The organism is Thermocrispum sp. (genome assembly GCF_002919275.1).
GTDB classification, from domain to species: Bacteria; Actinomycetota; Actinomycetes; order Mycobacteriales; family Pseudonocardiaceae; genus Thermocrispum; species Thermocrispum agreste.
Genome location: NZ_PKFA01000058.1, coordinates 45150 through 66456, shown reverse-complemented (window position 1 = coordinate 66456; position 21307 = coordinate 45150). Strand labels below are relative to the sequence as shown.

16 protein-coding genes are annotated in these 21307 nt (G+C 71.0%); 7 read left to right on the top strand and 9 right to left on the bottom strand.

The window, feature by feature from the left end; genetic code table 11:
* Positions 1-67 precede the first annotated feature (67 nt).
* Positions 68-1624, top strand: coding sequence for a glutamine-hydrolyzing GMP synthase (gene guaA, locus CXP56_RS15100; protein WP_028848777.1), 1557 nt, complete (start codon positions 68-70; stop codon positions 1622-1624).
* Between the two features lie 4 nt (positions 1625-1628).
* Here guaA and CXP56_RS15095 read toward each other — a convergent pair whose 3' ends face one another.
* Both CXP56_RS15095 and CXP56_RS15090 read right to left on the bottom strand, forming a co-directional pair.
* A complete protein-coding gene (locus tag CXP56_RS15095; RefSeq protein ID WP_028848778.1) occupies positions 1629-1820 on the bottom strand; it encodes a hypothetical protein in 192 nt (63 codons plus the stop codon).
* Positions 1813-3093, bottom strand: coding sequence for a PspC domain-containing protein (locus tag CXP56_RS15090; protein WP_028848779.1), 1281 nt, complete (start codon positions 3091-3093; stop codon positions 1813-1815). Before CXP56_RS15090 ends, CXP56_RS15095 begins: the two co-directional genes overlap by 8 nt.
* Positions 3094-3219: 126 nt before the next feature.
* Between CXP56_RS15090 and CXP56_RS15085 the strand changes: the two genes are divergently transcribed.
* From CXP56_RS15085 to CXP56_RS15075, 3 genes are all read left to right on the top strand, one after another.
* Positions 3220-4563: an ATP-binding protein gene (locus CXP56_RS15085; RefSeq protein ID WP_425426141.1), complete on the top strand. Its 1344-nt coding sequence runs from the start codon at positions 3220-3222 to the stop codon at positions 4561-4563.
* Between the two features lie 112 nt (positions 4564-4675).
* Positions 4676-5341: a response regulator gene (locus CXP56_RS15080; protein WP_028848781.1), complete on the top strand. Its 666-nt coding sequence runs from the start codon at positions 4676-4678 to the stop codon at positions 5339-5341.
* A 182-nt stretch (positions 5342-5523) separates the two neighbouring features.
* The gene (locus tag CXP56_RS15075) at positions 5524-6591 is read left to right on the top strand and encodes a Glu/Leu/Phe/Val family dehydrogenase (protein WP_286901598.1); all 1068 of its coding nucleotides are present in this window, start codon (positions 5524-5526) and stop codon (positions 6589-6591) included.
* 62 nt (positions 6592-6653) lie between these two features.
* Here the strand turns inward: CXP56_RS15075 and CXP56_RS15070 are convergent, their stop codons facing one another.
* The 6 genes from CXP56_RS15070 to CXP56_RS15045 form a co-directional block, all read right to left on the bottom strand.
* A complete protein-coding gene (locus CXP56_RS15070) occupies positions 6654-7913 on the bottom strand; it encodes a serine/threonine-protein kinase (protein WP_286901597.1) in 1260 nt (419 codons plus the stop codon).
* Positions 7914-7925: 12 nt separating this feature from the next.
* Positions 7926-9380 (bottom strand): serine/threonine-protein kinase, encoded by a 1455-nt coding sequence (locus CXP56_RS15065; protein ID WP_084609348.1) that lies wholly within the window; start codon positions 9378-9380, stop codon positions 7926-7928.
* A 95-nt stretch (positions 9381-9475) separates the two neighbouring features.
* Positions 9476-10300 carry a hypothetical protein gene (locus CXP56_RS15060; protein ID WP_028848783.1) on the bottom strand — a complete coding sequence of 275 codons (825 nt, stop codon included), beginning with the start codon at positions 10298-10300 and terminating at the stop codon, positions 9476-9478.
* Between the two features lie 188 nt (positions 10301-10488).
* Entirely contained in the window at positions 10489-11487 is a 999-nt protein-coding gene (locus CXP56_RS15055; RefSeq protein ID WP_051310403.1) for a hypothetical protein, read from the bottom strand.
* Between the two features lie 635 nt (positions 11488-12122).
* A complete protein-coding gene (locus CXP56_RS15050) occupies positions 12123-12440 on the bottom strand; it encodes a hypothetical protein (RefSeq protein WP_286901593.1) in 318 nt (105 codons plus the stop codon).
* Positions 12441-12554: 114 nt separating this feature from the next.
* The gene (locus CXP56_RS15045) at positions 12555-12827 is read right to left on the bottom strand and encodes a chorismate mutase (RefSeq protein WP_028848785.1); all 273 of its coding nucleotides are present in this window, start codon (positions 12825-12827) and stop codon (positions 12555-12557) included.
* A 237-nt stretch (positions 12828-13064) separates the two neighbouring features.
* On the opposite strand from CXP56_RS15045, the gene pcrA reads away from it, so the two are divergent.
* Positions 13065-15473 carry a DNA helicase PcrA gene (gene pcrA / locus CXP56_RS15040; protein WP_286901592.1) on the top strand — a complete coding sequence of 803 codons (2409 nt, stop codon included), beginning with the start codon at positions 13065-13067 and terminating at the stop codon, positions 15471-15473.
* Positions 15474-16478: 1005 nt separating this feature from the next.
* On the opposite strand, the gene CXP56_RS15035 is transcribed toward pcrA, so the two are convergent.
* Positions 16479-17183, bottom strand: a complete 705-nt coding sequence (locus CXP56_RS15035) for a M23 family metallopeptidase (protein WP_028848787.1) — start codon at positions 17181-17183, stop codon at positions 16479-16481.
* Positions 17184-18206: 1023 nt separating this feature from the next.
* Between CXP56_RS15035 and CXP56_RS15030 the strand changes: the two genes are divergently transcribed.
* A complete protein-coding gene (locus CXP56_RS15030; protein WP_156899348.1) occupies positions 18207-19988 on the top strand; it encodes a hypothetical protein in 1782 nt (593 codons plus the stop codon).
* Positions 19989-20125: 137 nt separating this feature from the next.
* Positions 20126-21304 (top strand): ADP-forming succinate--CoA ligase subunit beta, encoded by a 1179-nt coding sequence (gene sucC, locus CXP56_RS15025; protein ID WP_286901590.1) that lies wholly within the window; start codon positions 20126-20128, stop codon positions 21302-21304.
* Positions 21305-21307: the final 3 nt, after the last annotated feature.

Below are 21307 nucleotides of genomic sequence, written 5' to 3'. Positions count from 1 at the left end.
GTGTCGCACTTCGCGCAACACCGTCGCCCGCGCCGGTGCCGTACGGGCGACCTGCGATGATGACGTCATGTCGCAGCAGCAATCCGGCCCGGTGCTCGTCGTCGACTTCGGCGCACAGTACGCACAGTTGATCGCCCGGCGAGTGCGCGAGGCGCAGGTCTACTCGGAAGTCGTCCCGCACACCACGCCGGTGTCCGAGCTGCTCGCCCGCAACCCGTCGGCCATCGTGCTCTCCGGCGGCCCGTCGTCGGTTTACGAGCCGGGGGCGCCGATGGTCGACCCCGAGCTGTTCGAGGCAGGCGTGCCGGTCTTCGGCATCTGTTACGGCTTCCAGGCGATGGCCCGCGCGCTGGGCGGCGAGGTCGAGCACACCGGCAACCGCGAGTACGGCCGCACCGAGCTGACGGTGGTCGACCCCGGTGTGCTGCACGCCGAGCTGCCCGCGCGGCACCCGGTGTGGATGTCCCACGGCGACGAGGTGAGCAAGGCGCCGGAAGGCTTCACGGTGACCGCGGCCAGCCCCCGGGCGAGCGTGGCGGCGTTCGAGAACCTCGAGCGGAGGCTGGCGGGCGTGCAGTACCACCCGGAGGTGGCGCACTCCCCGCACGGGCAGGAGGTGCTGCGACGGTTCCTGCACGACGTCGCGGGCGTCCGGCCGCAGTGGACGACCGCGTCGATCGTCGACGAGCAGGTGAGCAGCATCCGGGAGCAGATCGGCGACGGCAGGGCGATCTGCGGCCTGTCCGGCGGCGTCGACTCCGCGGTGGCGGCCGCGCTGGTGCAGCGCGCCATCGGCGACCGGCTGACCTGCGTGTTCGTCGACCACGGGCTGCTGAGGGCCGGGGAGCGGGCCCAGGTGGAACGGGACTTCGTGGCGGCCACCGGTGTCCGGCTGGTCACCGTCGACGCCCGGGACCGGTTCCTGAACGCGCTGGCGGGCGTCACCGACCCGGAGCAGAAGCGCAAGATCATCGGCCGCGAGTTCATCCGGGTCTTCGAGCAGGCCGAGCGCGACCTGAAGGCCGAAGGCGACTACCGCTTCCTGGTCCAGGGGACCCTCTACCCGGACGTGGTGGAGTCCGGCGGCGGAGCGGGCGCGGCCAACATCAAGTCGCACCACAACGTCGGCGGGCTGCCGGACGACCTGCAGTTCGAGTTGGTCGAGCCGCTGCGGCTGCTGTTCAAGGACGAAGTGCGGCGGGTCGGCGCCGAGCTCGGCCTGCCGGAGACGATCATCCACCGGCATCCGTTCCCCGGGCCCGGCCTGGCCATCCGCATCGTGGGCGAGGTGACCGCCGAGCGGCTGGAGACGCTGCGTGCGGCCGATGCGATCGCCCGAGAGGAACTGTCCGCGGCGGGCCTGGACCGGGAGATCTGGCAGTGCCCGGTGGTGCTGCTGGCCGACGTGCGCAGTGTCGGTGTGCAGGGTGACGGCCGCACCTACGGGCATCCGGTGGTGCTCCGCCCGGTGTCCTCGGAGGACGCCATGACGGCGGACTGGACCCGGCTGCCCTACGACGTGGTGGAACGGATCTCCACCCGCATCACCAACGAGGTGGCCGAGGTCAACCGGGTCGTGCTGGACGTGACGTCCAAGCCGCCGGGGACCATCGAATGGGAGTGACCGGCTAGCGGCGCAGCGAGGCCGCGATCAGCCCGATCCCCATCAGCCCGGCCAGCACGGCGAGGAACCACCGCAGATCCAGGTCGGGCAGCAGGTTCTTGCCGCCCAGGATGTAGGCCGCGACCAGGATCGTACCGAGACCGCCTGCCAGGGCGATGGGATCGACGCGTCGTTGTCGAGGGGCCGGCTCAGCCACGGGTCACCTCCACTCTGCCCACCACGCTGGACACGTCCAGGGTGATCTTCGGTCCGTCGCCGATGCCGTCGTCGGTCAGCGAGACGCCGTCCGTGCCCAGGCCGTGCACGGTCCGGCCGAGGCACTGCACCTCGCCGACCGAGGTCTCGCAGGTCACGGTCACGTCCGCGTTCTCCGGCACGACGACCAGCGCTTCGCCGAGGCCGACCGCCACCTTGGTCTTCACCGGATCGGAATCCGCGGGAAGCCCGCTGAGGTCGAGCTCCACCCGGCCGCCGGTGCGCTCGTACTCGTCCAGCACCTCGGCCGTGCTCACCGGCCGCACGTCCAGCTCGCCGAACCCGCCCCCGGGCAGATCCGCGATGGGGAGCACGGTGACCAGCAGGCCGATTGCGCTGAGCGGTACGGCCAGCCCGAGCAGCTGGCGCCCGGTGCCTGCGAACGAGCTCAGCACCATGCCGAGCCCGAGCACAGCCAGCGAGAGCCCGATGACGGTGCTGACGGTGAACCACCCGTTGCCGAGGATCGCCAGCGTGGTCCCCACGGCCGCGGTCAGCAGCGTCGCGCCCAGCGTGATCCCCGGGCTCACCGGTCGCATCCGGCGCGCGGGTGCAGCCGGCTCGGACCACGAGTCCGGCTCGGCCGATCCGGCGTGCACCGGTTCGTCGGAGAACTGCCAGCCCAGCGGGTCGGCGCCGAGTGGATCCCACGCACCCGGCGGGGGCTGGTAGTTGCTTTCGGTCGACTCGTCCGGCGACAGCGAGGTGGGCTGCGCCGAGAACGACGCGGGAGCCGCGTCCTCCGCCACCGGGGCGATCGGCCGGTTCTGGTCACCTCGGTTGTGATGCAGCATGAACACTCCGATGAGGATCAGCGCTCCCAGGACGACGCCGGTGCCGTTGAACCACCAGCCGCCGAACGTCCAGCTGGCCGCGGGGAACAAGGCGATGCACAGGCCGACGGTCATGTGCGGCGGGGTGGAGCTGCGGCCCTTGCCGAGCAGTGCCTCGAGCGCGGAGACCTTGTCCCGCTCGTCCGGCAGCAGCAGCCAGCCGAGCAGGTAGAGCAGCACACCGAAGCCGCCGAAGAACGTCGCCACGACCAGCGCGATGCGCGGCACCACCGGATCGATGCCGTACCGGGCGGCCACGCCTGCCGCCACACCCGCGATCTTGCGCCCGCGGCGGACCCGTCGCGGGCGGCTGATCCAGAAGTCCCGGAGCGTCTCGGCGACGTCCATGCCGCCGGATCGGTGGGGTGCTTCGGTGTTCATGCCGTCGATGATGCTCCGCCCGCGGTGCCGGACACATCCGGGAACAACCCTGATATCGCACCGCGGCACGATTCAGGGGGAATCCCGGATGCGGCCCCGATGCGGGCCGTGTGAGCATGAGCCCTGGTGACTACACGACGCGAACAGCCAGCCGCCGCCGGGCCCACCGCGACGTCGGTGAGCCCGATGGTGGTGCGCGCACCGGCGGGTGTGAAGGTGCCTGCCCGGATCAAGCCGTCGGGGGTGGCCGAACCGGAGCCGGTGGCTCGCATGACCCGCAGGCGCAACGGCCGGGTGCTGGCCGGCGTGGCCGGCGGGGTGGCGGACCACCTCCGCGTGAAGGTCAGCACGGTCCGGCTGGTGTTCACGCTGCTGTGCGCGCTCAGCGGGGTCGGCGTGATCCTGTACGGCCTGCTGTGGATCTTCGTGCCGCAGCGGGCGGCCGACGACGACGTCGAAGTCACCCCGCGCGAACGCCAGCAAGCCATCGCGTTGCTGGCGCTGGGCGGCGCGCTGGGGGTGCTCGGGGGCACGCTCAGCGGATCGTTCAGCGCCTGGGTGGCGGTTCCGCTGGCGGTTGCGCTGGTCGGTGCCGTGCTGGTGTGGCGCGAGGCCGACGAGTCGCAGCGCCGCCGCTGGCGCCGGGGACCGGTCGGGGCGGTTCTCGGTGGGGGCGGCTGGCAGGCGGCGCTGCGCATCGTCGCCGGTGCCGCGCTGGTGCTGACCGGGCTCGGCGTGGTGCTGCTGCGCGAGGGGACGTTCGAACAGGTGCAGTTCGCGCTGGTCGCGGTGGTGGCGACGCTGATCGGGGTGGCCGTGCTGACGGTGCCGTTCTGGCTGCGCATCACCCGCGACCTGGTCGAGGAGCGGCGGGAGCGCATCCGGCAGGAGGAGCGGGCGGAGATCGCCGCGCACCTGCACGACTCCGTGCTGCAGACGCTGGCGCTGATCCAGAAGCAGGCGGACGCGCCGCGCGAGGTGGTGCGGCTGGCCAGGGGACAGGAGCGGCAGCTGCGCACCTGGCTCTACGGCGCGTCCGGCTACGGCGCGGGGAAATCGGATCGCGGCGGCTCGGCACAGCGGCTGTCCGAGGCGCTGGCCGAGGTGTGCGGCGAGGTGGAGGACACGTTCGCCATCTCGGTGCAGCACGTCACGGTGGGCGACGTCGAGCTCAGCGAGCCGATCGTCGCCGTGGTGCAGGCGGCCAGGGAGGCCATGGTCAACGCCGCCAAGCATGCCGGGGTGCAGGAGGTCAGCGTCTACGCCGAGGTGGAACCGGGCAAGGTGTCGGTGTTCGTGCGCGACCGGGGCAAGGGATTCGACCCGGACGCCGTCCCGGCGGACCGGCACGGCCTTGCCGATTCCATCCGCGGCCGGATGACCCGCAACGGGGGACGCTGCGAGGTGCGCACGGCCATCGGCGAAGGCACCGAGGTGCGGCTGGAGATGCCGGTGCGGGAGCAGGCATGAGGACGGATCACCTGGGTGGGGTGCGGCAACGTGCCCGCCGCGCCCGCCCGGCTGTACTAACCTGGTCGAATCGCCACCGCGGCGACGTGGGCAAGGTTGAGAGGCGAATGGGATGACCCAGGCACGTGAACCGGTGACGGTGTTCTTGGTCGACGACCACGGGCTGTTCCGTACCGGTGCCCGCACCGAGCTGGAGAACTTCTCCGACAAGGTCCGCGTCGTCGGCGAGGCGGGTTCGGTGCGGGAAGCGGTTGCCGGAATCGCCCGCACCAAGCCACAGGTGGTGCTGCTCGACGTGCACATGCCGGACGGCGGCGGCTCCGAGGTGCTGCGCCGGATCCGGCCCGAGTACCCGGACATCAAGTTCCTGGCGTTGTCGGTGTCCGACGCCGCCGAGGACGTCATCTCGGTCATCCGTGGCGGTGCCCGTGGCTACGTGACGAAGACGATCTCCTCGCGTGACCTGGTGCAGGCGATCCTGCGGGTCGCCGACGGCGACGCGGTGTTCTCGCCGCGGCTGGCCGGGTTCGTGCTGGACGCGTTCGCCGACCGGCCGGGAGCGGCGCCGATCTCCGACCCCGAGCTGGACCTGCTGACGCCGCGCGAGCGGGACGTGTTGCGGCTGCTGGCGCGCGGCTACGCGTACAAGGAGATCGCCGCCGAGTTGTTCATCTCGGTCAAGACGGTGGAGACGCACGTGTCGTCGGTGCTGCGTAAGACGCAGTTGTCCAATCGCTACGAGCTGTCGCGCTGGGCGTCGGATCGGCGCCTGGTCTGAGCCCCGGGTCTGGCCGTCCTCGGTCGCGCCCGTGACCGGCCCACGACCGGGGTGCGGCCAGATTTGTCGCTTTCCGATGGTGATTCCGCGGCGATTTCAAGCCAGGATGAGGGCACCACCCTTACGTGACGGGCCGACGCGCCACAAGCGCTGCGGCCCCATCGCTGAAGGAGTCATCACTCATGACCCTGGGAGTATTCGAGAGAGGGACTGGCCACGAGCAGGTCGTGTTCGGCTACGACCGGGCAACCGGCTTGAAGGCCATCGTCGGGCTGTATTCCACCGCACTGGGCCCCGGCCTCGGGGGCACCCGCTTCTACCCCTACGCCAGTGAGGACGAAGCGCTCGACGACGTGTTGCGGCTGTCGCACGGCATGGCGTACAAAAACGCGCTCGCCGGGCTGCCGCTCGGCGGCGGCAAGGCCGTGATCATCGGCGACCCGGCGGTGGCCAAGACCCCGGCCCTGCTGGAGGCCTACGGGCGTTTCGTCGACTCGCTGGCAGGCCGCTACATCACCGCGGTCGACGTGGGCACCGACGCCGCGGACATGGACATCGTCGCCACCCAGACCAAGTACGTCGTGGGGCGGTCGGCTGCCGCCGGCGGCATCGGCGACCCTTCGCCGTACACCGCCTTCGGCGTCTACCAAGGCATGCGAGCCGCGGCGGCGCACCGCTGGGGCAGCGAGAGCCTGGCGGGCAAGCGCGTCGGTGTTGCGGGGGTCGGCAAGGTGGGCCACCTGCTGCTCGGCCACCTGCTGGAGGAAGGCGCCGAGGTGGTCATCACCGACGTCCGGCAGGAAGCCGTCGACGCGGTGCGGCGCCTGTATCCGAACATCGCGGTGGCTGCGGACACCGACGAGCTGATCCGCACCGAGCTGGACGTCTTCGCGCCGTGCGCGATGGGCGGTGTCCTGCACGACGGCAACGTGGACGCGCTGGCGGCGGAGATCGTCTGTGGGGCGGCGAACAACCAGCTGGCGCATCCCGGCCTGGCGGACGCCCTGCACCGGCGCGGTGTGCTGTATGCGCCGGACTATCTGGTCAACGCCGGTGGCGTCATCCACGTCGCGGACGAGCTGCACGGCTACGACGCCGACCGGGTCAGGCAGCGCACAGCACGGATCTTCGACACCATGCGCGAGGTGCTGACGTTGGCGGAGAAGGAGAACGTCACACCGCTGGCGGCCGCGAACCGCTTGGCGGAGGAGCGCATGGCAGCCGGGGCGCCGGCGGCGGCTTCGCGCTGACCCGCACGTGACTTGCCGGACAGGGGTCGCGCATCGGCCGGTGTGCGGCCCCTGCGGTGCGGTCACGACCGGATCAGGACCAGTTCGGCGAATGCCATGCCGACCAGGACGGCGAGCACTACCGCGGCGGCGATGACCGCCGGAGACGGCAATCCGAGGGCGCGCAGACCGCTGGGCGGCTGTTGCCGTGGTTGGGCCAGGTCGAGGTCTTGATGCGGCCATGGGATCGCGCCCGCGCCACTCGAGGGCTGCCGAGTCGCCCCGGCGTACGCCGGTTGCTCACCGAGTTGCCGAGTCGCCCCGGCGTACACCGGTTGCTCACCGAGTTGCTGAGGCACCCCGGCAGGCATCGGCTGGCCGCCGAGCTGGTGGGCCGCACCGGTGGAAACCGGCGATCCACCGGGCTGCTGCGTCGCGCGGGGATCGGCCGGATGGCCGCCGAGTTGGTGGGTGGCCTCCGACTGGGCGGGTTGCCCAGACCGCTCCGGTGCCCCGGGCGCGGGTGCTGCCTGCTGAGCGAACGGCTGCGTCCCCGACCCACCCACCAGCGGGACGGTGCCGGTGTGCTGGCCCGCGGTGGCCTGCCCAGTCCGGCTGGTCCGGGCGGAGCCGCGGAGCTCGGACCACACCTCCGCCATCGCCGGCCGTATCGTCGGATCGACGAAGAGCATCCTGGCCAGCAGCGGCTGCAGCGGGGTCCCGGCCAGGTGCTGGAACGTCGCCGTCTCGTGGCCCGCGGTGAATGGAACGTACCCCTCGGCGGCGTAGAACAGGGTGGCGCCGAGGGAGAAGACGTCCGATGCGGGCGTCGGATGGCTGCCGCCGACCACCTCCGGCGCCTGGTAGTCGGCGTCGGCATCCAGCCCGCCGATGCCGAAGTTGGTGATCAGCACCCCGCCGTCGTCGGCCAGCAAAATGTTCGACGGCTCGATGGCCCGGTGCAGCAGCCCGATCTCGTGCGCCGCCGCCACCGCCGCGGAGACGTGCGTGCCCAGCATCGTGGTGTCGGCGACGCCGAGCCTGACGTGGCCGGTGAGGAACTCCGCCATCGAACGGGACGGCACGTACTCGGTGATGAGCCACACCTCGGGCCCTTCCGGGAACACGTCGTAGACCGTGACGGCGCAGCGGTGCCGCAGCCGCGCGGCGTGCTTGGCCTGTTCCAGGGCGAACGAGATGTCCTGCGGGTTGGACACCGCCACCGGCTTGGCGACCACGGTGCGATGCACCCGGGTGTCCTGGGCGATCCACGCGAAACCGGCGCGCCCGCGACCGATCGGCTGACTGAGCCGATAGCGGTCGCCGATGAGCGTGCCTTCCATCGCCGGGGCCCGCTACGCCTCGCCGGACGCCCCGCTCGACGGAGGCGACGAAGGCGTCGACGGCGGTGGGTCGGACGGCTGGATTGGTGGCTCCTGGTCGTCGTCGCCGCTGCCGCCGTCGTCGGTCGACGGCGGGCCCTCCGGCGGCTCCTCCGGTTCGGCCGTCGGCTCGTCCTCGGGCTCGGGCACCTCGGTGGTGAAACCCGGCGGGGGTGGCTCGGGTTCCTCGGACCGCTTGGACGTGCTCGTCGTGGTGGAGGTCGTCGGCGGCGGCTTCACGTCCTCCTTGCTGGGTGAGGTGTCCTGCTTGACCTGACGGGCCGAGGAGTCCGTTGACGAGTTCGTGTGCGAGCCGACCGGTGGCGCTTCGTCGGTGCCGCCGGAGAAGTACAGCGCCAGCGCGGTGATCCCGCCGATCAGCAGGGCCGCCGCTGCCGCGGGCTTGAGCCAGCCACGCGGACGCGTGTCGTCGTCCTCGTGCGGTTCCGGTTCGGGCTCGTCTGCGGTGCGCAGCGCGGTCGTCGGCTCCGCCCGCTCGATGGGACGGGTGTGTGCGTCGTCGAACTCGTCGCGGAGATCGCCGGACACCGCACCGGCCACCATCGCGGTCGGGCCGTCGTCCACCGGGCCGCCCAGCGGTGTCTCCCCACGGGCGACCGCGGCCAGCAGGCGCTCCGCCTCGGCTGCGTTCGGCCTGCGCTCCTTCTCCGGATGCAGCAGCACGGCCAGCACGCTGGTCAGCGGCCCGGACCGGCGCGGCGGGTTGATCTGACCCGCGGCCACCGCGTGCAGCAGGCTGAGCGTGTTCTCGCTGAGCCCGAACGGCGGCTGGCCCTCGGTGGCCGCGTACAGCGTGGAGCCGAGCGAGAAGATGTCCGACTCCGGCCCCGGCGGCTGGCCGATGGCCACTTCGGGGGCCAGGTAGGCGGGCGTGCCCGCGATCATCCCGGTCTTGGTGACCGTCACGTCGTCGACGGCGCGGGAGATCCCGAAGTCGGTGATCTTCGCCGTCCCGTTGCGGTCCAGCAGGATGTTCGCAGGCTTGATGTCCCGATGCACCACGCCGACCTGGTGCGCGGCGGCCAGCGCCGATGCGACCTGCGCACCGATCCGCGCCACCTCCATCGGCGGCAGCGTCTTGCGTGCCTGCAGCACCGCCGCCAGGCTGGTCGACTCCAGGTACTCCATGATCAGGCACGGCTGCCCGTAGTCGTCGGTGACCACGTCGAACACCGTGATGGCGTTCGGGTGGTGCAGCCGCGCGGCGATGCGGCCTTCCCGCATCGCCCGCTGCCTGGCTTCCCGCTGCTCGGCCTCGTTGAGGCCGGGCTGCAACATCAATTGCTTGACGGCCACCGTCCGGCCAAGCAGTTCGTCATGCGCCTGCCAGACAGCACCCATGGCGCCGGTGCCGATCCGCCTGACGATGCGGTATCGGCCCGCGACAACACGACCTTCGTCGCTCAAAACTGCTGCCCCTGTTGTTCTCGGCGAAGCACGGCGCGGCGGAACTCTACCCCACACGCATGCCCCAGTGGAGGGTTGTTGCCCAGACTAGGGCGTCACTGTCCGCACACGGCGGGGGTACCGGGTTCCACCGCACGGGGGCCGCCGGCCAAGCGCTGCGACGACAGCAGGATGACGTCGACGATCGCGGGCGGATCGACCCGCAGTTCGTGGTCGACCCGGTAGGCACCGCCGCCGAGTGTGGTCATCGTCACACTCGCTCGCACCCGGTCGTCGGTGAGTTGACGCAGGTCACGGACTTCGACCCGGTCCAGGGTGCGCCACACGGTCAGCAGCGTCTGGCGTTCGTCGTCCGACAGGCGCCCGCCGAGCATGGCCAGCGCGCGGGCGGGTTCGTCGGCCAGCCTTCGGTAGAAGATGATCGCCAGCTCGCACGGGTCGGGGGTCCACATCGCTCGATGTGACGATTCGGGTTCCTGGTACCGTACGCTGGCTCCGCCTGCCGACGACGCGGCGCCGCCCGGCCGCTGCGCCGCCGGTGACGGGGCGGCGGCCACTTCGCCGTCGTGTTCGATGCCTGCCAGCGCGGGCAGCCCGGAGACCTGCTGCGGACCGCTGTGGGGAGGTGCGTCCCGCCGCTGCCGGTCCAAGAACGCCGCCGCGACGACGGCGGCGCACAGCAGCGCCACGGCGGTCACCAGGGCGGCGAGCTTGGCCACCCGGATCGCGGCGTGCTCCGGTTCCGGCTGCGCGGGGGAGATGTCGTCGTCGCCGGCCGAACCTGCTTCCCCGGCAGGCTCGGCCGGTTCGTCGGCGGCCGGGTCGGATGCGCCCGACCCAGCGGGGTAGCGGACCTCCTCGATGCGGCTGGGCGACCGCATGGCGTGGTCGCTGCCACGAGTGAAGCCAACCACCGGCATCGCCTCACCTCGGCGCGTGCAGTCCGACAACTTGCGGGCGGCGGCGTCGCCGCGCCCGGAAACGCACCTACAGCCAACGACGAGGACCGGCGGGAGAGCCAGTGATTGTCGGTAAATTGACGCTCATTGTCGACAAGCGGTTCGATCATGGTCCGAACGGGTTAAAAGATGCACATGCAGGTGAAATTTCACCGGCAATCCTGCGTGATCTTGTCCCCTTCTTCGAACCGGAGAGTGCACTGCTGGGTCTCGCTGGTGCCGTCCTGATACACCACGTTGACCGTGTTGACGGTGACCCGGTTCTTCTGGTCGATGTAGATGTGCTTGACCTCGAAGTAGGCGATGTCGGCGTAGCGCTTGGCCAGTGCTTCCGGGCCCTGCGCGTACAGGTCGCCGCCGGTCTGCGCGTGCGCCACTTCCGGGTGCTCGGTGATCTCGTTGAGGAAGGTCTCCGACCGGTCGCCCATCGTCTTCGCATCCGGCGGGAAGTTGAAGATCGAGTCGCGCCGGATTTCCCGCGGGGCGGTCACCGGCGGCGGCTTTTCCGGCGGGCTGGTCGGCTTCGTCGAGTCGCCAGGGCTGGTCGGCGTGTCCGGCGTCGACGGTTTGGCGCTGGGTGTGGTGCCGCCCGGGGTGGTGTTGCCCGAGTTGCTGGTGTCGGTGATGTCGGCCATGTCGGCGATGCGCTGCGGCTCGCTCGAACTGCTTCCGGGGGCGCTGCGGGTGGGCCCGCCGTCGTCCGGGTCGCGGTCGGCGATGCCTTCGTCGTGCATCACCGGCGGCTGACCGCGGAAACCGGTCCAGCCTTCCACGTCCGTGGTGTGTGGCGACTGACCGACCAGGTAGGAGCCGGCCAGCACCAGTGCGACGGCGACGCCGCACGACGACATCGTGGCGAACCAGGCGGCCTTGCGCCAGCTGCGCGGCGGGGTGACCGACGCCGGGACGTTGCCCAGGTCGAACTTGCTCAGGCCGCCAGGGGGTGGGGCGACGTAGACCCGGACGTCCTCGGTCTCCTCTGTCGCGGGGGTCAGGGTGACCCGGGTGCGCTGTGGGGGCTTGGGGGCGTCCGGCTCGGCGGAATTCCTGCCCGCGGTCTGGCCGGGCTCATCGGACGTCGCCGCCTCGCGGCTGCCGGTTTTCTGGGCGGGGATGTCCGGCTGGTCGTCGCTGTGGGACGGTGGCACGGCTTCGGCCGGGACCTGGGCCGGAAGGTCCGGGTGGCCGGCCGCCGGTTCACCGGTCGACCCGGCCGGAGCAGATGCTCGACGCGGCCGCCGGGCGGTCGCGGCGGACCGTGCCGCGGTTCGTGGGCGCTCGTCGCCTCGCGGCCGACGGCTGACGTTCTCCCCGGCCGACGGCATCGCGGGGGCTGTGGTGGGGAGTGTGCCGGACAGTGAGCCGACCGGCGGGATCTCTTCCGTGGGTGCGTCCGGGGCGCGGTGCCTGCCGCCGCTGGCCTCCGGGTCGACCGTGGGGGTCCATGCGGCTTCGTTGTTCGCTGTGCGCCTGTGCCGTCCCGGACGGTGGGGCGGGGTGGTGTGTGCAGAACCCGCGTGGCTCATGCCCCAGTGACCCCCCTTGCCGGTGTAGCTGACGGCACATCCCGGGTTATTCCGCCGAATGGAGTAGCGGAGAGTGATCTCGCGTGCGCGGTGCGTCTCGACCGATGCGCGCGAATCTTCACGTGCATCAGCGTAGGAACTTACTGCGCGTTACCCCAGTCGGGGGCTCGATTTGCCCTGAATGTCACCCGGGTGCGGGCATCCTTCCGGGTGAAGTCACGCTTTGATGTCAGAGTGGCCGCGACGAGCCTTGCCGGTCAGCGCTCGATGCGGTAACGCTCCTGCGTTTCCCGCAAGGACTGCGCGGCCACCGCGCCGCTGCCGCCTGCCAGCAGCATGGCGAGCACGTCGACGGCGACGGACTCGGCGCCGGTCATCGCCAGGCCCAGCAGTGCCGCCACCGTGGTGCCCACGGCGAGCGCTCTGCGGCTGCGCACGTATGTGGCAACCGGTGCGCCACCGGCACGGCGGCGCGCTGCATTGTTCAGTAGCGCGAGGTATGCGCCGTGGCCGACCGTGGCCAGCACACCCGCGATGGCGACGACGACGGCGATGATGTTGACGATCGTGCCCATGAGTCGAGTGTGCGCGCATTGGGCGCGCAGGACCTCAGGGATTTTCCCCCAGATGTCGGCGCCGGCACCCGGTCGCCTGCGGCGCGTCGCGCGCCGGGTGCCGGATCGACGTGGTCACCGGCCCAGCCTGCCGCGGCCCAGGTTGAGCAGCGCGAGGGCGAGCTGCCTGCCGTCCGGGCCCAGCTCGCGGTAGCGGGCGAGCACGTCCATCTCGCGGTTGTAGACGATGCGGGGCCCGCCTGCGGCCATGCGGGCGGCGCCGATCTTCCTGGAGACCTCCACGCGCCGCTTCACCAACCGCAGGATCTCGGCGTCGATCTGGTCGATCTCTTCCCGCAGCCGGTCGATGTTGTCCTGCTCCGTGGGCTGTGTGGTGTCGGTGGTCACGGTTTCCTCGTCTCCGTCCTGCCACCCGGCCCCAGAGCCGACGAAAGCCCCGGGGTCGGAGGACTCCGGGGCTTGTGATGGCTTGTTCGGCACTAGGCGATCACGGGAGCCGGAGTCCGGTTCCCGTAAAAAAATCGCCCGTCGAAATGCCGCATGGGGCCATTGTTGCACATCGTTGCCGAACCGCGGTAGCCGCGCCGGTGTGATGTGGGCGGGAGCAAGTACCGTGGACAGTCGATGAGCACCCTTTTCGACCTGAACGACCACACCTCCGCCGGCCGCGCGGCCGAGGTGGACGAGCTGCTTGCCGACCTCAACCCGGCACAGCGGGCCGCGGTGCAACACCAGGGCAGCCCGCTGCTGGTGGTCGCAGGCGCGGGCTCGGGCAAGACCCGCGTGCTGACCAGGCGGATCGCCTACCTGCTGGTGGCCAGGGACGTCCACCCCGGCGAGATCATGGCCATCACGTTCACCAACAAGGCGGCCAACGAGATGCGCGAACGCGTCGTCGACCTGTGCGGCCGCCGGGCGAACGCGATGTGGGTGTCGACGTTCCACCGGATGTGCGTGCGGGTGCTCCGGCGGGAGGCGAAGACGCTCGGCATGTCGTCGAACTTCAGCATCTACGACGCCGACGACACCAAGCGGCTGGTCACGCTGGTGGTGCGGGACCTCGACCTGGACCCGAAGAAGCATCCGCCGCGGGCGCTGGCCCATCAGATCTCGGACTGGAAGAACGAACTGGTCGACGTCGAGGCGGCGGCTGCCGTGGCGGCGGACGGTGCGCAGCGGGTGGCCGCGGAGGTCTACGCGGAGTATCAGCGGCGCCTGGAGCAGGCGAACGCGTTCGACTTCGACGACTTGATCATGCGCACGGTGCACCTGCTGCAGCAGTTCCCGGAGACCGCGGAGTACTACCGCAGGCGGTTCCGGCACGTGCTGGTGGACGAGTACCAGGACACCAACCACGCGCAGTACGTGCTGGTGCGGGAGCTGGTCGGGCCCGACTCGGCCGATTCGGACGTCGAGCCCGCGGAGCTGTGCGTGGTGGGCGATGCGGACCAGTCCATCTACGCCTTCCGTGGCGCGACGATCCGCAACATCGAGGAATTCGAACGGGACTTCCCCGACGCCCGCACCATCCTGCTGGAGCAGAACTACCGGTCCACCCAGACCATCCTGTCCGCGGCCAACGCGGTGATCTCCCGCAATCCCAACCGCAGGGAGAAGCGGCTGTGGACGGACGCGGGCGACGGCGACAAGATCGTCGGCTACGTGGCTGACAACGCGCACGACGAGGCGGCTTTCGTGGCCGGTGAGATCGACGCGCTGGTCGATTCCGGCAAAGCCAAGTACTCCGACATTGCCGTCTTCTACCGCACCAACAACCAGTCCCGGCCGTTCGAGGAGATCTTCATCCGGCTCGGCTTGCCGTACCGGGTGGTCGGCGGTGTGCGGTTCTACGAGCGGCGCGAGGTCCGCGACGCGCTGGCCTACCTGCGGGTGCTGGCGAACCCGGAGGACACGGTCAGCCTGCGGCGGATCCTCAACGTGCCCAAGCGCGGCATCGGCGAGCGGGCCGAGGCCACGGTGGCCGCCTACGCCGAGCGCGAGCGCATCTCCTTCTACGCGGCGTTGCGTGCGGCTGCCGAGGGCAAGATCGAGTCGCTGAACCCGCGCTCGCGGAACGCCATCGCCGCCTTCGTCGAGCTGTACGACGAGCTGCGGCAGATGGTGCTGGACGATGCCGACCCGGCGGACATCCTGGAGGCGGTGCTGGATCGCACCGGCTACCGGGCCGAGCTGGACGAGTCCGACGACCCGCAGGACGCCACCAGAGTGGACAACCTCACCGAACTCGTCACCGTGGCGCGTGAGTTCGCCGAAAACACGGTCGGGGAGCCGGTGGACGCCGACGCCGCGGCGGCGGCCGATGCGCCCGCGCAGAGCCTGCTGGACGGTTTCCTGGAGCGGGTGTCGCTGGTGTCCGACGCGGACTCGGTGCCCGACCCCGACGCGGACGGCGACCCGGAGGAGCAGAGCGGTGTGGTCACGCTGATGACCGTGCACACTGCCAAGGGTCTGGAGTACCCGGTGGTGTTCTGCACCGGGTGGGAGGACGGTGTCTTCCCGCACATGCGTGCGTTGTCCGACCCGACGGAGCTGGCGGAGGAGCGGCGACTGGCCTACGTGGCAATCACCCGGGCGCGAGAGCGGCTGTACGTGTCGCGGGCGCTGGTGCGCGCCGCATGGGGCTCGCCGGTGCACAATCCGGCCTCCCGGTTCTTGGACGAGATCCCGGCCGATTTGGTCGAGTGGCGGCGAGAGGAACCGGTGGAGAGTCCGGCGGGGCCGCGCGCCGCGACCAGGTGGGGGCGTGGCGGTGGCTGGGGCAGCGATTCGGCGCAGGCGCGTATCGCCGCGGGTGGTATGCGTACGACGTCGTTCTCCGGCTGGAAGGCAGCCGCGGCGAAGCCGGCGCTGCAGCTGGAGGTCGGCGACCGGGTGAACCACGACAAGTACGGCCTGGGCAGGGTGATCGCGACCGACGGGTCCGGGCCGCGGGCGACCGCAACCATCGACTTCGGCTCGGCGGGCACGGTGCGGCTGATGCTGATCGGCAGCGTGCCCATGACGAAGCTGTGATTGGTGGCGGCCTGCGCGAGCTGACGGCGTGCCCGGCTGCGCCGGTACGTGCTGTCGGTGTTCATCGGTGCCGTGCTACCCGTACTGCCCGTACTGCCCGTTGGGCTTGCTCGGCGGCTGTTGGCCCCACGCGCTCTTCGGTTTGTGCCCGGCGGCCGGGTCCGCTCGTTTGATTGGTCCTCCGCGTTACCGGGGGATCGGCGTGGGGTTGGTTGGATTGCTGGTCCTCGGCGCTCGGTGACCGATCCGGGCACGTTCCGTCCGTTGTGGTCGGTGGTTGTGGGTCCCTGGGTGCTTGTCGGTCGTGCGCGGCGGCCGGGTCCTCCGCATCGATCGACCTCCGCGCTCCCCGTTCGCCCTGGTCGGCAGCTGTGCCCGGAACGAGGCTGTGATCGACTCGCCGCGCACGGCCGCGCGGGCCCGGTGACCGCCCCGGCAGAGGGCCGACGTGGATTTGCGGAGCTGGTGAGGGGCAGCCCCAGCGAGCAGTACGTACCCACGAAGCAGAGCTCGCTGGGACTGCCTGGTGCAGCGCTGCGCAAACCCCGACAGCAGCGCCACGTGGGTTCACTCCCGGTATTCCCTGCGAGGTGGTAGCCGCGGTGTGACCGACTGTCCCCTGGCGATGACGTCCGCGGCGCACCGGGTGTCCCCTGTGGTGATCACGTACTCGCCCAAGGCTCGGTTCATGGTCGGCTGATCGTTCCGGTGCGCGGGACGGTGCACGGCGAAGCGTTCGATGCTACAGTTGATTCGAACAGGTGTTCGATTCATCTGGGGGTGGTGTGCGATGAAGTCGTCAGCAGGCGTCGAGCGTTGGAGGGGGCCGCCAGCGCTGGAGATCGGCCGACTTCAGGCATGGCCAAAGGCCTGGCCGGAAAGCGGGCAGCCGAAGATGGGCAGCCGGCAACGGCAGCACGACTGCCCATCGGTGGCATGGTCGCAGCACGTCGACGACGTGCCGGTCGGATCGTGAGATCCCGTGGGGGAGGGATCAGCCGGAGGTCAGTAGCTGATGCCGTGCTTGTTGAGCCAGGCCAGCGGGTCGATCTTGGTGCCGTGCTCGCCAAGCCAGACCTCGAAGTGCAGGTGCGGCCCGGTGGACTGACCGGCGTTGCCGATCTCGGCGATCTTCTCGCCTGCCTTGACGCGCTGTCCCACGGTCACGTTGTAGGTGAACATGTGACCGTAGACGGTGACGGTGCCGTCGTCGTGCTGGATGCGTACCCAGTTGCCGAACCCGCTGGCCGGGCCGGCCTCGATGACGACGCCGTCGGCAGCCGCGACGATCGGCGTGCCGAGCGCGTTGGCGATGTCGATCCCGTAGTGCGTGGTGCCCCAGCGGGCGCCGAAGCCGGAGGTCAGCACGCCTGCCGCGGGCCGGACCACGTCCGGGCGCATGGCTTCTTCTCGCGCCTTGCGGGCGGCTTCGGCCTCGCGCTCCTTGCGCGCGTCGGTGAAGCGCTGGGCGCCGGACAGCTTCTTGGCCTCGGCGCGGGCGGAAGCGGCCTGGTTCGGCTTGCTGACGTCGACGACCACGGGCGCAACCGGTGCGGCCGGGGCGACGTCGCCACCGACGCCACTGGCGCCGTAGGCACCTCGTGAGCTGGCAAGGGACACATCATCGGCGGTCTGGCTGGCAGCGCCCTGCAGGGTCTGCCCTGCGGTTGCTGCGGCGAACGCGCCTGCAGCCACGGCGGCGACGACCATCCGGCCACGCAACGCCGACGACGGCGGCGCGAGCCGGTGGTGAGTGCGCGGCCGGTTGGCGGCGCTCTCCAATGCAGCCTGCAGGGCCGGGGACGCAGTACCGCCGGGGGAGCGGTGTCGTGCCAAGGCGGGGCCTTCCAGTACTCGGGGTGCCGGTCGCGTCCGGGGAACCGGGCGGGGGATCCCGGTGAAACGGCGTCGGGGGCGCCGCTTCCGTGCCGTCCCGGAGGACGGCCCGTCCCGTTCGTGACCGGTTTGTAATGGGGACCGCGCGACTGTAACGAATCGGTACCGCTCGGTGCAAGATCCCCTCGGCGGTCTGGGCCAAGTGAGTGGCGAAGATCGCGGGCCAAGCTGGGGTGATCACCGACGGTAGTTTCCGATTTACGCCGTTTGAGGTGACGCGCGTCACGTATTCGACTGCCCGAAGGGGCGGCCGAAGTGGCTCGCCGTCCTGCTCGCACCCGTCCTCTTACGGGTCGGCCGGCTGCCTTTTGGCGGGCCGACCGGTCGCCGCCGGTCGCCTTCTCGCGGGTCGACCGGTCGCCTTCTGACGGGGCGCCAACGGCCTTCTTACGGGGCGGCAGGCCCGGGTTGTTCCGTCGAACAGGCGGTTGTTCGCACGCGTGGGGCGTTGCTGTGTCGTCGAGGCAGCGTTGCAGTGCTGTGTCGTCGAAGTGCAGAAAACGAGGTGCAGAGCACGCAGAGAACTCTGTCAGCGAGGCTCAGCGCAGAGCCGGTCGAGCTACGCCGAGCGGGAGGCACGTGGGGCGCGAAGCGGACCGGGCAGGGGCGAAGCCGATCGGGCAGGGGGCGAAGCCGGCCGAGCGGGCCTGGGCGGGGCAGGAGGTAGCCGCGCGCCGGGAGAGCTGCCCGCGGGTGCGGATGCGGAGTCACGATCCCGTGCGGAGGTAGCCGCGGGCGAAGCGAGCTGCCATGGCCCCACCCGTGCGCTGGTCCGATCGGGCACCCGCGCCGCGTGGCGCCGGAGACTGTGCCGAAGGCTTGCTACGTTCGCAAGCAATGCCTGCTACATCGCGCTCCAGCACCGCGAGGACGGCGGGGCCGTCGGCCGAGACGGCTGGGACAGCCACCGGCTCCCGGCTGTCTGTCCCCGTCCTGGCTGCCGCCGGGGTGTCGGCCGCGGCCTTGGCTGGCGGCGCGCTGATCGGAGTCGTGCACGAGGGTCCGGAGAGTGGCCGCCCGGCCTTCACTTCGTGGCCGCTGCTGGTGGTCCTCGCCGTCGCGCCCGCGGCAGCCGCCTGGCTGCTGGTGGTCCGCGGCCGCTCCGCGACGGCCGCAGGGCTGCTGATCGGCGTGGCGGCGCTGGCCCCGGGCCGGGCGATCGTGGACGCGCAGTTCGCCGTGGACGCTTCCCGGGCCATGCGGCCGGAGTTCCTCGTTCCTGGTTCGGTGAGCGCCGAGCCCGCCTTCGGCGGACTCCTCCTGCTGCTGGCCGGCCATGCGGCGGCGGTGGTCGCCGGAGTGCTGGCGGCGCGCGCGGCTGTGGCCCTGCCCGACGATGCGCAAGGTCCGGACCGGGGTGTTCGTGGTCTCGGTGTCCTGGCGGTCGGGGCGGCGTTGGCGCTCGCCGTCGGCGTGCTGATGCCGCCGTACGACTCGGCCGATGCGAACCTGCTGGACGGCTCGGCGCTGGACGGTCCGGCGCTCGTGGTGCTCGGATCGCTGGCGATCGGGCTCGCCGCGATCGGAGCGGTCGTGACCGCACTCACAGTGCCGTCATGGGGTCGGTTCACCGGCGTGCTGGCCGGCGTCGCCGTCGCGGGTGCTTCGCTGGCACTGCCGAACCTCGTCGGGGTGGCAATGCAGTCCTGGCTGTCCCTGGCCGCCGGACCGATCCTGGTCGTCGGCGCGGCCGTCGTCCTGCTGGCCGTTCCCATCGCGGGCTCGGTCGGAATCGCCGGCACGGGCGCGCCGCATGCCGAGACCGACAGCGCTCCGAGGGATGTCGGCAAGAGCGCGGGCCGGAATGCCTACCGCGTGGGCTCGGGCCCGCAATGGCTGTATGTCCTCGGCGGCGCGTTCGCCGTGTCGGCTGCCGTCGGCGCGGTGGTGGCGGCCCGCCAGCCGCTGGTGCAGACGTCGGCGGGCGGGGCGGCCGTCCTGTCGGATGCGCAGGCCGTATTGATTCCGGCGGGGATCGTGCTCGGTGTGCTCGGCGTCGGCTTGCTGATTCCGCGGCTGGCCGAGCCGGTTCGCCCGGCCGTCGCGGTGGCGTGGGCCGGTGTCGTGCTGGCCGTCGGACCCGCGCTGCAGTTGGCCGTTGCCGCGCCGGACGTCCTGGTGGACGCGACGGCAGGGCCCGGCGCCGTGTACGCGGCGCTCGCGGCCGGAGCCGCTGCACTGGCCGGCGGGTGTGCGGCGGCGGCCGGAGTGCTGGAACGGGACGGGGTGCCCGGTGTCACGAGCCCCGCGGCAGAACGATGGCTCGTGTTGCCTGCCGCGGCCCTGGCCGTCGGGGCCTTCGTTTTCCCAACGGCCGAGTCGGCCGATCAGTACCGGGGTGCCGCCCTGCTGCACCCCGTCGACGTCGCGTTCGGCGGCACGCTGGTCGCCGTGGCGGTCGCGGCGGGTGCACTGATCCTGGTCCCGTGGAGCCGAGCGGCACGCGCCGTCGGGACGCTGGTCGGTGTGCTGTCCGTGCTCCTGCTCCGCGCGCTGGAACCGCTGCTGGTTTCCGCGGCCGCCGGGGTGGGCGTGTGGCTGGCGTGCGGCTGCGCCGCGCTGGTGATCGTCCTGCTGGTGCTGGTGGTGCGCCGAATGCACGCCGAGAGTGATCGGTGACCCACTTCACCGGCCTCCGGCTGCAGGTTTACCGGGCGAGTCGCTAGGGTCACTGTGTCACAGAACTGTCCGGAAGCTGTCCCGCAGTTGTTCCGACAGTCGTTCCACAACGACGTGTCGTCAGGAGATGCTCCACGGTGGACCTCTACGAGTACCAGGCGAGGAATATCTTCGCCGCCCACGGCGTCCCGGTGCTGCCGGGATCCGTGGCAGCTACCCCGGAAGAAGCACGCGCTGCGGCCGAGAAGATCGGCGGCCAGGTGGTGGTCAAGGCCCAGGTGAAGACCGGCGGGCGGGGTAAGGCCGGTGGCGTGAAGCTGGCCGACACCCCGGACGAAGCCCGTGAGAAGGCCGAAGCCATCCTCGGGATGGACATCAAGGGCCACATCACCCGGAAGGTTCTGGTCGCGCAGGCCTCCGACATCGCGGAGGAGTACTACTTCTCCTTCCTGCTGGACCGCGCCAACCGATCGTTCTTGTGCATCGCCTCCGCGGAAGGCGGCGTGGAGATCGAGCAGGTCGCCAAGGAGAAGCCGGAAGCGGTGGCCAAGATCCCGATCGACCCGCTCTCCGGGGTCGACCTGGCCAAGGCGCGGGAGATCGCGGCCGCGGCCAACTACCCGGAGGCGATCCGGGACGCCGCGGCGGAAGTCATCGTCAAGCTGTGGGAGACCTTCGTGGCCGAGGACGCCACGCTGGTCGAGGTCAACCCGATGGTGCGCGACCCGCAGGACAGGATCATCGCGCTGGACGGCAAGGTGACGCTGGACGACAACGCCGCGTTCCGGCAGCCGGGGCACGCCGAGCTGGTGGACGTCCAGGCCGAGGATCCGCTCGAGGCCAAGGCGAAGGCCAAGGGCCTCAACTACGTCAAGCTGGACGGGCAGGTCGGCATCATCGGCAACGGCGCGGGCCTGGTCATGTCCACGCTGGACGTGGTCGCCTACGCCGGGGAGAAGCACGGCGGGGTGAAGCCGGCGAACTTCCTCGACATCGGCGGCGGCGCCTCCGCGGACGTGATGGCGGCGGGCCTCGAGGTCATCCTGAGCGACCCCGACGTCAAGAGCGTTTTCGTCAACGTCTTCGGCGGCATCACCGCGTGCGACGCGGTGGCCAACGGGATCGTGCAGGCCTTCAAGCTGCTCGAGGAGCGCGGCGAGACGATCGACAAACCGCTGGTCGTGCGGCTGGACGGCAACAACGCCGACGAGGGCCGCCGGATCCTCGACGAGGCGAAGCTGCCCGGCGTGCAGCGGGTGGACACGATGGACGAAGCGGCCGACAAAGCCGCCGAGCTCGCGAACGCGGGGGTCTGACAG

What these genes read in the sequence shown, in the direction of transcription:
- CXP56_RS15080 (WP_028848781.1), top strand. Translation starts at nt 4,676, where the DNA reads ATGACCCAGGCACGTGAACCGGTGACGGTGTTCTTGGTCGACGACCAC.
- CXP56_RS15070 (WP_286901597.1), bottom strand. Translation starts at nt 7,913, where the DNA reads ATGGAAGGCACGCTCATCGGCGACCGCTATCGGCTCAGTCAGCCGATC.
- CXP56_RS15030 (WP_156899348.1), top strand. Translation starts at nt 18,207, where the DNA reads ATGCCTGCTACATCGCGCTCCAGCACCGCGAGGACGGCGGGGCCGTCG.
- CXP56_RS15060 (WP_028848783.1), bottom strand. Translation starts at nt 10,300, where the DNA reads ATGCCGGTGGTTGGCTTCACTCGTGGCAGCGACCACGCCATGCGGTCG.
- CXP56_RS15035 (WP_028848787.1), bottom strand. Translation starts at nt 17,183, where the DNA reads ATGGTCGTCGCCGCCGTGGCTGCAGGCGCGTTCGCCGCAGCAACCGCA.
- guaA (WP_028848777.1), top strand. Translation starts at nt 68, where the DNA reads ATGTCGCAGCAGCAATCCGGCCCGGTGCTCGTCGTCGACTTCGGCGCA.
- pcrA (WP_286901592.1), top strand. Translation starts at nt 13,065, where the DNA reads ATGAGCACCCTTTTCGACCTGAACGACCACACCTCCGCCGGCCGCGCG.
- CXP56_RS15050 (WP_286901593.1), bottom strand. Translation starts at nt 12,440, where the DNA reads ATGGGCACGATCGTCAACATCATCGCCGTCGTCGTCGCCATCGCGGGT.
- CXP56_RS15075 (WP_286901598.1), top strand. Translation starts at nt 5,524, where the DNA reads ATGACCCTGGGAGTATTCGAGAGAGGGACTGGCCACGAGCAGGTCGTG.
- CXP56_RS15090 (WP_028848779.1), bottom strand. Translation starts at nt 3,093, where the DNA reads ATGAACACCGAAGCACCCCACCGATCCGGCGGCATGGACGTCGCCGAG.